The sequence below is a fragment of the Nocardia thailandica NBRC 100428 genome, from assembly GCF_000308795.1.
GTDB classification, from domain to species: domain Bacteria; phylum Actinomycetota; class Actinomycetes; order Mycobacteriales; family Mycobacteriaceae; genus Nocardia; species Nocardia thailandica.
The window spans coordinates 1-7,578 of record NZ_BAGK01000144.1 but is presented as its reverse complement, the minus strand read 5'-3'; the positions used below and the strand labels follow the sequence as shown (position 1 = coordinate 7,578).

Sequence of the window (7,578 nt, the reverse complement as noted above, 5' to 3'; positions counted from 1 at the left end):
ACCTCGGCGCGCTGCAGGCACTGCAACGGCCCCCTGGCCCTGCCCGAGGGGCGCGGCGGCGAGGCCGCGAGCCCGCACTGCCGCTGGTGCGGCATCACCGAGGCCGCGTTCCGCTGCCAGGCCTGCGGCTCGCGTGCCCTGCGCGCGGTGGTCATCGGTGCGGCCCGCACCGCCGAGGAACTGGGCCGCGCCTTCCCCGGCGTGCCCATTCGGGGGTCGGGCGGGAGCGAGATCCTCGATTCCGTCGAGCCCGGCCCGCAGGTCGTGGTGGCCACCGTCGGCGCCGAACCGCCGGTGCCCGGCGGCTACGGCGTCGCGCTGCTGCTCGACGGCTGGGCCCTGCTCGGCCGGGCCGACCTGCGCGCGGCCGAGGACACCCTGCGCCGGTGGATGGCCGCCGCCGCCCTGGTCCGGGCGAAGGGGCAGGTCGTGGTGATGGCCGAGCCCTCCCTGCCCACCGTGCAGGCCCTGGTCCGCTGGGACCCGGTCCATCACGCCCGCGCCGAACTCGCGGCCCGCACCGAGGTCGGCTTCCCGCCCGCCATCCGCCTCGCCGTCGTGGACGGCACCACCGGCTCCATCGGCGAACTCCTCGGCGCCGCACCGCTTCCCGCGGGCGCCGACGTCCTCGGGCCGGTCCCGTTGCCCTTCACCGCGCGCAAACCGTTCTCCGGGGATTCTCCCGCCGAGGTGGAGCGCATGCTCATCCGCGTGCCGCGTGGTCAGGGCGGCGCGCTGGCCGCAGCCCTGACGACCGCCCAATCCGTGCTGAGCGCGCACCGCAACGACGACCCGCTGCGCGTGCAGATCGACCCCGTCGACATCGGCTGACACCGGCGCGCACGGGCTTCCGTCGCCCGGCCCGGCGCGCGGGGTGTGCCCACCTCGGCCGCGCGGCACCCCGGGCCGTGTCCACCTCGGCCGCCCGGCACCCCGGGCCGTGTCCACCTCGGCCGCCCGACACCCCGGGCCGTCGACGCCCGCTCGGCAGCCGCCGCCCCGCGCAGGTGACCGCCCCGCGCAGGTGTCCGGGCCGCGCAGGTGACCGGGCCGCTGCCGCCGAAGAGGCCGTCGCCCGCAGAAGCACCGGCTCGCGGTGGCGGCCTCCGGCACCCCCTCGGCCACGGATTCGTGCCGGACGCCCCGGCTCCCGGCGGCGCCGAACTCGGCGGCTACCTCCGGGCTGGACGTGCCGGTGGACTCGGCCGGGAGGTTCGGGGGCGCACCGCTTCCTCGGCGATGACGGGACCGTGTCGCCGGCGCGCGCGGTCGGTGGGATCGGTGACCGTCGGATCACCTACGGGGCAACGCCGTGCTGTCCACCCCTGGGACGGTCGCGGCGGGCGTGCCGGACAGGCCCGTCGGTCCCCGCCGGGTGGCGGTTCACCGATGCCGAGATCGCCGCGGCGATCGAATCCCGGGAGACTCCGGGCGAATACACGAGCGCGCGGCACCAGACCCCCGGCCGCCGGACGGTGTGAGGGCGGGGATCGGTTGTGGCAGGGTGGCATCCATGTCGCGAGGTAGCCGGAGATCGGTGTCCCCCGAGGTGTGCCGGGTGGTGGTGGCGTTGTTCGTGCTGGTGGGGGCGGGTTCGCTGCTCACCGCCTGCGGGTCGGACGGTCCGCCGCGGCAGGCGGGTGACTGCGGCTTCTTCAGCCAGGACAAGACCGGACGGCGATCGTCGATGGCCTTCCAGCGACGGGCGTGTACCGATTCGGAGGCCGTGCTGCGCCTGATCGCGGTGAAGTCGAAGTCCGCCTGCGCGGATCCCGCCTACGGCCGGGAGTACGGCCGTCGCGGGGTCGGCCGTACCCGCTATCACGACTGCGCTCAGATCAACGCCCGGGTCGGTGAGTGCGTGAACGACGCCGAGGCGCAGTACGCGCACCTGTACAAGCTGCGCAAAGTCGCCTGCGGCACGGCGGGCGCGTACCGCGTCGACACCCGGATCGATCGCAACGACCCCCAGGTCTGCGGCCTGCGGGTGCCGACGGCGAAGGCGGTGGCGGTGACCTTCCGGAATCCGCCCCTGTCCTACTGCTTCGTGCGCTGACCGCGCGGTGAAGGCGCCCCGCGCGCGGCGCCTTCCTCCCACGGCTCGCCTCACAGGTAGAGCGCGCGGTGGCGCAGTGCCCATTCGGCGTAGGTCCCGGCGGGCCTGCCGAGGACGGCCTCGATGTCGCCGCTGATCCGCAGCTCCTCCGGCAGGGGCTCGCCGAGGATGTCGAGGGTGTGCTCGGCGACCTCCGGCGGCATGAACCGCAGCATGTTCCGCTTCGCCTCCTCGCGGTCGAGTTCCACGAACCCGATCTCGAGGTCGAGCGCGGCCGCGAGCGCCGCGGCCTGGGCGCGCGGGGTGATCAGGGCCGGGCCGGTCAGGGTGTAGACCTTGCCGTCGTGGCCGTCGCCGGTCAGCGCGGCGGCCGCGACGGCGGCGATGTCGGCGGGATCGACGGAGGGGAGGGCCGTGTCGGCGAAGGGCGCGGCGATCGTGCGCGCGGTGCGCACCGGCTCGATCCAGGCGAAGGTGTTGGAGAAGAACCCGCCGGGCCGCAGCACCGTCCATTCGAGCCCCGAATCCGGGAGGGCCGCCTCGAACGCGAGCGTGCGCGCGTAACCGGCGGACCCGGGCCGGGTGACGGCGGCCTGCGAGGACACGAACACCACCCGGCGCACGCCCGCCGCGGCCACGGTCTTCAGGACCTGGTCGGGGTCGGGGCCCGCGACGAGCTGCTCGCCGGTGATCAGCAGGAACAGGGCGTCGGCACCCTCGACGGCGGCCGCGAACGCCTCCGGGTCGCCGAGATCGGCGGCGACATGGGTGACCCCGGCGGGCAGCTCGGTCGCGCGGGCGCCCCGGGAGACGGCGCGGACCCGCTGCCCGTCGCGGGCGAGGGTGTCGACCAGGGTGCGGCCGATGTTGCCGGTGGCTCCGGTGACGACGATCATGAGAACTCCTTAGTTAGTGGGCTGACTGAAAACGACCCTACTGCGCGATAGCTCGCCTGTCTATAGTTAGTTGCATGACTGACTCAGTGGTGGCGCCGAAATCCCGGTCCGGGAAGCGGGAACGCCTCGTGGACGCGGCCGTGCGCGTGTTCTACGAGCAGGGCGTGGAGCGCACGACCATCGCCGACATCGCCCGCGAGGCCGACGTGCCGGTCGGCAACGTGTACTACTACTTCAAGACCAAGGAGCAGTTCGTGCGGGCCGTCATCGACGCGCACGCCCAGCGGCTCGACGCACTGATCGCCGAGCTCGCGACACTGCCCGGGCCCGCCGAGCGGCTCGAGGCCATGATCGGCGGGTGGGTGGACCAGCGGGAGATGGCCGCGCGGTTCGGCTGCCCGTTCGGGTCGCTGGCTGCGGAACTCGACAAACGCGCCGACGGCACCGACGCGGAGGCCGCGACGGTGCTGCGCCGCCTCGTCGACTGGGCCGCGACCCAGTTCGCCGAACTCGGCCGCGACGACGCGGACCGGCTCGCGGTGGCGTTCATCGCGGCGTATCAGGGGATCTCCGTGCTCACCAACGCCTTTCGCGATCCTGAGCTGATGCGTGTCGAGGGGGAGCGGCTCGGGGAGTGGGTGCGCGCGCTCGCCGGCTGATCCGCGTCGCCGCCGGTTCGATCCGACGCGCTCGTCACCCCGCTCCGCGTGGGTGCCGGGCGCGTCGTCGTCTGTGGCGGCGCCGTGGCGTGAGTGAGCGCACAGAGAACGGGGCCTTGCGCGCGATGCATTGCCGATATATCGTCGATAGCGTCAACGAAAACAACGAGAGCCACCAAGGAGGCTGTCATGCGTAACGCAGACGAACGAGAATTCGGCCGCTTCGGCCGGGGACGCGGCCCGGGCGGGCCCGGCGGCCCCGAGTTCGGCCGGGAGGCCCGCCAGTTCCGGCGCGGTCGGCACGGACACGGGCACGGTCCGGAGTTCGGGCCGGGCTTCGGTCCCGGCTTCGGGCCCGGTTTCGGTCCGGGATTCGGGCGCGGCCGGGGCCGCGGCGGCCGTGGCAGGCGCGGCGACGTGCGGGCGGCGGTCCTGCTGCTGCTCGCCGAGCGCCCGATGCACGGCTACGAGCTGATCCAGCAGATCCGCGAGCGCAGCGAGGACGTGTGGCGTCCGAGCCCCGGCTCGATCTACCCCGCCCTCGCGCAGCTCGAGGACGAGGGCCTCGTGCTCATCGAGAAGGTGGCGGGCCGCAAGACCGCCCAGCTCACCGACGAGGGCAGGAGCTACGTCGCCGAGCACAAGGACGAGCTGGGCGACCCGTGGGCCGACGTCCGCGAGGACATCGGCACCCAGGCGCTCGACCTGCGCGGACTGGTCGGTCAGGTGATGGGCGCGGTCGGTCAGGTCGCCGCCGTCGGTACCCCGGAGCAGGCCGCCAAGGCCGCCGAGGTGCTCACCGAGACCCGTCGCTCGCTGTACCGGATCCTGGCCGAGGACGACGTCGAGCCGACCGAGTGACCGGTGTGCGCGGGGGATACCGCAAGGGTGGCAACCGGATTCAGCGATCCGGTTGCCACCTGGGCGGCGGGCGTGGCGACCGTGTCGTCGGCGACGGTGCCGGTCAGCCGCTGGCCGCGGAACCGGGCGGCGCGGCGACGTAACAGGTTGCGGCGGGGCCCGATTCGGGGAGCCCGGAGCCGTCGGCGGGGCGGGTGTACCGGTAGGGTCCGACCGGAACGTGCTCCTGCGGCAGGCCGAGGCCGATGGCCGGCGAGGGGGCCGGTTCGGCGAGCCCGGCCGCGGCGGCACGGGGCTCTCGGCGTATCCGGCGGGTCACGGCAACCCCCAGGAATTGCGGGCGGGTCACAACCCCGTTCCACGCTGCGACAACGCCGCGCATCGGGTAGATCATTGGGGTATGGAACAGCCGCGGGGTGTGTCGGATCGGGAGTGTTCACAGTGGCGTCGGGGAGTCGCCGCTGTGCTGGGTGCGGGTGCGCTGGCACTCGGGGCGCTGGTCGCGCCCGGCGCGGGCGCGGAACCGCCGGGGTACCGGCCCGCCGAGATCCCCGCCGCCTACGGCCCACCGCAGAGTGATCACCTCGCCGCGGCCCGCTACATCCAGGCGCACCCGGGCGCGGTTCCCCAGGGCGTCAACGACTTCGGGTGCGTGCCCGACGCCGCGCACCCGCGCCCGGTCGTCCTGGTTCACGGCACCGACTCGAGCGCCTACTCCGACTACGCCGCCATCGGGCCCCAGCTCGTCGACGCCGGGCTGTGCGTGTTCGCGCTGAACTACGGCGGCAAGCCGGGCGCCGACACCTACGGCACCGAGGACATGCGGGTCAGCTTCCATCAGCTCGCCGGTTTCGTCGACCAGGTGCTGGCGGCCACCGGCGCCGAGAAGGTCGACCTGGTCGGCTTCTCGCAGGGCGCGACCGTGAGCCGGTTCTACGTCAACAAGCTCGGCGGCGCCGCGCGCACCGGGACGTGGGTCGGGCTCGCCTCGCCCAGTTACGGCGGGGTCATGTACGGGCTGGTGCCGGTGGCGCAGCAGGTACCGGGCCTGATGGACGTGTTCGCGCAGGTCACCTCGGTGGCGGCGGTCCAGCAGGCGCAGGGCGCCCCGCTCATGGTCGAGCTCAACGCCGAGGGCGACACGGTGCCCGGTGTCCGCTACGTCACCGTCGGCAGCCGCGTCGACGAGATGATCCAGCCGTTCGAGAACATCGCCCTGCACGGGGCGGGCGCGGAGAACCTCGTGCTGCAGGACCTGTGCCCGGCCGACCAGACAGGGCACTTCCACCTCGTCTACGACCCGTACGTCCAGGCGCTGCTGCTGCAGATCCTCGACCCCGCCCACGCGCCCGCGCCGGTGTGCGCGCCGGTCGCGCTCGGCACCGGGATCCCGCAGGTGATCATCGCGGGCAACTCCTGAGCTCGGAGGCGGTCCTGGCCCGGCGGGCGGCGTCCCTAGAATGGGACGACCGCAAAATTCGTGCCATCCGGGAGCCGCCGCCGTGACCATTCAGCCCGTTCGCCTGTTCGGCGATCCGATCCTGCGTTCCCGAGCCGACGAGGTCACCGAGTTCGGGCCGGAGCTGGCCCAGCTCGTCACCGACCTCACCGAGACCATGCACGACGACGGCGGCGTCGGGATGGCCGCGCCGCAGATCGGGGTCGGGCTGCGGGTGTTCGTCTACGACACCGGCGACGCCGCGGGGCACGTGGTGAACCCGGTCGTCGAGGCGATCGGCGAGGACGAGCAGGTGGGCCCGGAGGGTTGCCTGTCGATCCCCGGCGTGCGGCACGACGTGGTGCGCGCGCTGCGCGTGCGGGTCAGCGGTGTCGACGTCACGGGCGCGCCGGTCGCGTTCGAGGCCACCGACCTGCTCTCGCGCTGCGCCCAGCACGAGACCGACCACCTCGACGGCATCCTGTTCCTCGACCGCCTCGACCCGGCCGACCGCAAGGCGGCGATGCGCACCGTGCGGGAATCGGACTGGTTCTCGCGCGGTATCACCGTGCGCGAGTCCTCCGGCGCGGGCGCGGAGGGTGGTCGCTGATGCGGGTCGTCTTCGCGGGCACCCCCGAACCCGCGGTGCCCTCGCTGCGCCGGTTCATCGAGAGCGAGCGGCACGAGGTCGTCGCGGTCCTGACCCGGCCCGACGCGGTCGCGGGCCGTGGCCGCAAACTGCTGCGGTCCCCGGTGGCCGCCCTCGCCGACGAGCACGGCATCCCCGTGCTCACGCCCCGCAAGCCGTCGGAACCCGAATTCCTCGACCGGTTGCGCGAACTCGCGCCCGACTGCTGCCCGGTCGTCGCCTACGGCGCGCTGCTCCCGCAGGCCGCGCTCGACATCCCCCGCTTCGGCTGGATCAATCTGCACTTCTCCCTGCTGCCCGCCTGGCGCGGGGCGGCGCCGGTGCAGGCCGCCGTCGACGCCGGGGACGAGATCACCGGCGCGTCCACCTTCCTGATCGAGGCGGGCCTGGACACCGGCCCGGTCTACGGGATGATGACCGAGAAGATCCGCCTCACCGACACCGCGGGCGACCTGCTCGGGCGCCTCGCCGACGGCGGCGCGGCGCTGCTCGAGCAGACCCTCGACGGCGTCGAGGACGGGACGCTGCAGGCGGTTCCGCAGCCCACCGAGGGGGTGTCCTACGCCCCCAAGATCACCGTCGAGGCCGCGCGCATCCGGTTCGACCTGCCCGCCCTCGCCGTGCACCGCCGCATCCGCGCGGTCACCCCGGCCCCCGGCGCCTGGGCCGAACTCGACGGCGCGCGACTGAAACTGGGCCCCGTGGAGATGGTCGAGGACACCCTGCCCGAGGGTCTGATCGAGGTCCGCAAGTCCGGCGTGCTCGTCGGCACGGCGACCACCGCCGTCCGCCTCGGGCAGCTCCAGCCGCCCGGCAAGAAGATGATGAACGCACTCGACTGGGCCCGCGGCGCGCGCCTCGCGGAAGGCACGGTGCTGCGATGACCCCCGACCGGCGCAAGATCGACCCCAAGACCGTCGACGGCGGCTGGGCCGCCCGCGCCGCCAAACAGCGCGGCGGCGGCAAGGGAGACGACAACAGCGACGTGGACGGCGGCTGGGCCGCCCGCCGCGACCGCT

General features: G+C 73.9%; 9 protein-coding genes. 7 read left to right on the top strand and 2 right to left on the bottom strand.

The window, feature by feature from the left end:
* On the top strand, window positions 1–831 hold an 831-nt coding region (locus tag ON36_RS15870; protein WP_043653507.1), incomplete at its 5' end, for a hypothetical protein.
* A gap of 727 nt (window positions 832–1,558) precedes the next feature.
* Entirely contained in the window at window positions 1,559–2,056 is a 498-nt protein-coding gene (locus ON36_RS15865) for a hypothetical protein (RefSeq protein ID WP_043653504.1), read from the top strand.
* A gap of 50 nt (window positions 2,057–2,106) precedes the next feature.
* Here the strand turns inward: ON36_RS15865 and ON36_RS15860 are convergent, their stop codons facing one another.
* Complete coding sequence (locus ON36_RS15860) at window positions 2,107–2,952, bottom strand: SDR family oxidoreductase (RefSeq protein ID WP_043653501.1); 846 nt, start codon at window positions 2,950–2,952, stop codon at window positions 2,107–2,109.
* A gap of 74 nt (window positions 2,953–3,026) precedes the next feature.
* Between ON36_RS15860 and ON36_RS15855 the strand changes: the two genes are divergently transcribed.
* Both ON36_RS15855 and ON36_RS15850 read left to right on the top strand, forming a co-directional pair.
* Window positions 3,027–3,611, top strand: coding sequence for a TetR/AcrR family transcriptional regulator (locus ON36_RS15855; RefSeq protein WP_043653498.1), 585 nt, complete (start codon window positions 3,027–3,029; stop codon window positions 3,609–3,611).
* Between the two features lie 189 nt (window positions 3,612–3,800).
* Window positions 3,801–4,472, top strand: coding sequence for a PadR family transcriptional regulator (locus tag ON36_RS15850; RefSeq protein ID WP_043653496.1), 672 nt, complete (start codon window positions 3,801–3,803; stop codon window positions 4,470–4,472).
* A 103-nt stretch (window positions 4,473–4,575) separates the two neighbouring features.
* Here the strand turns inward: ON36_RS15850 and ON36_RS15845 are convergent, their stop codons facing one another.
* Window positions 4,576–4,866, bottom strand: coding sequence for a hypothetical protein (locus ON36_RS15845; protein ID WP_157224888.1), 291 nt, complete (start codon window positions 4,864–4,866; stop codon window positions 4,576–4,578).
* A 6-nt stretch (window positions 4,867–4,872) separates the two neighbouring features.
* On the opposite strand from ON36_RS15845, the gene ON36_RS15840 reads away from it, so the two are divergent.
* The 3 genes from ON36_RS15840 to fmt all read left to right on the top strand — a co-directional run bounded on the left by ON36_RS15840 (window position 4,873) and on the right by fmt (window position 7,443).
* Window positions 4,873–5,892 carry an esterase/lipase family protein gene (locus ON36_RS15840; RefSeq protein WP_052314037.1) on the top strand — a complete coding sequence of 340 codons (1,020 nt, stop codon included), beginning with the start codon at window positions 4,873–4,875 and terminating at the stop codon, window positions 5,890–5,892.
* 82 nt (window positions 5,893–5,974) lie between these two features.
* On the top strand, window positions 5,975–6,520 hold the full coding sequence (def, locus tag ON36_RS15835) for a peptide deformylase (protein ID WP_043653492.1): 546 nt from the start codon (window positions 5,975–5,977) through the stop codon (window positions 6,518–6,520).
* A complete protein-coding gene (gene fmt / locus ON36_RS15830) occupies window positions 6,520–7,443 on the top strand; it encodes a methionyl-tRNA formyltransferase (RefSeq protein ID WP_043653489.1) in 924 nt (307 codons plus the stop codon). Before def ends, fmt begins: the two co-directional genes overlap by 1 nt.
* Window positions 7,444–7,578 lie beyond the last annotated feature (135 nt).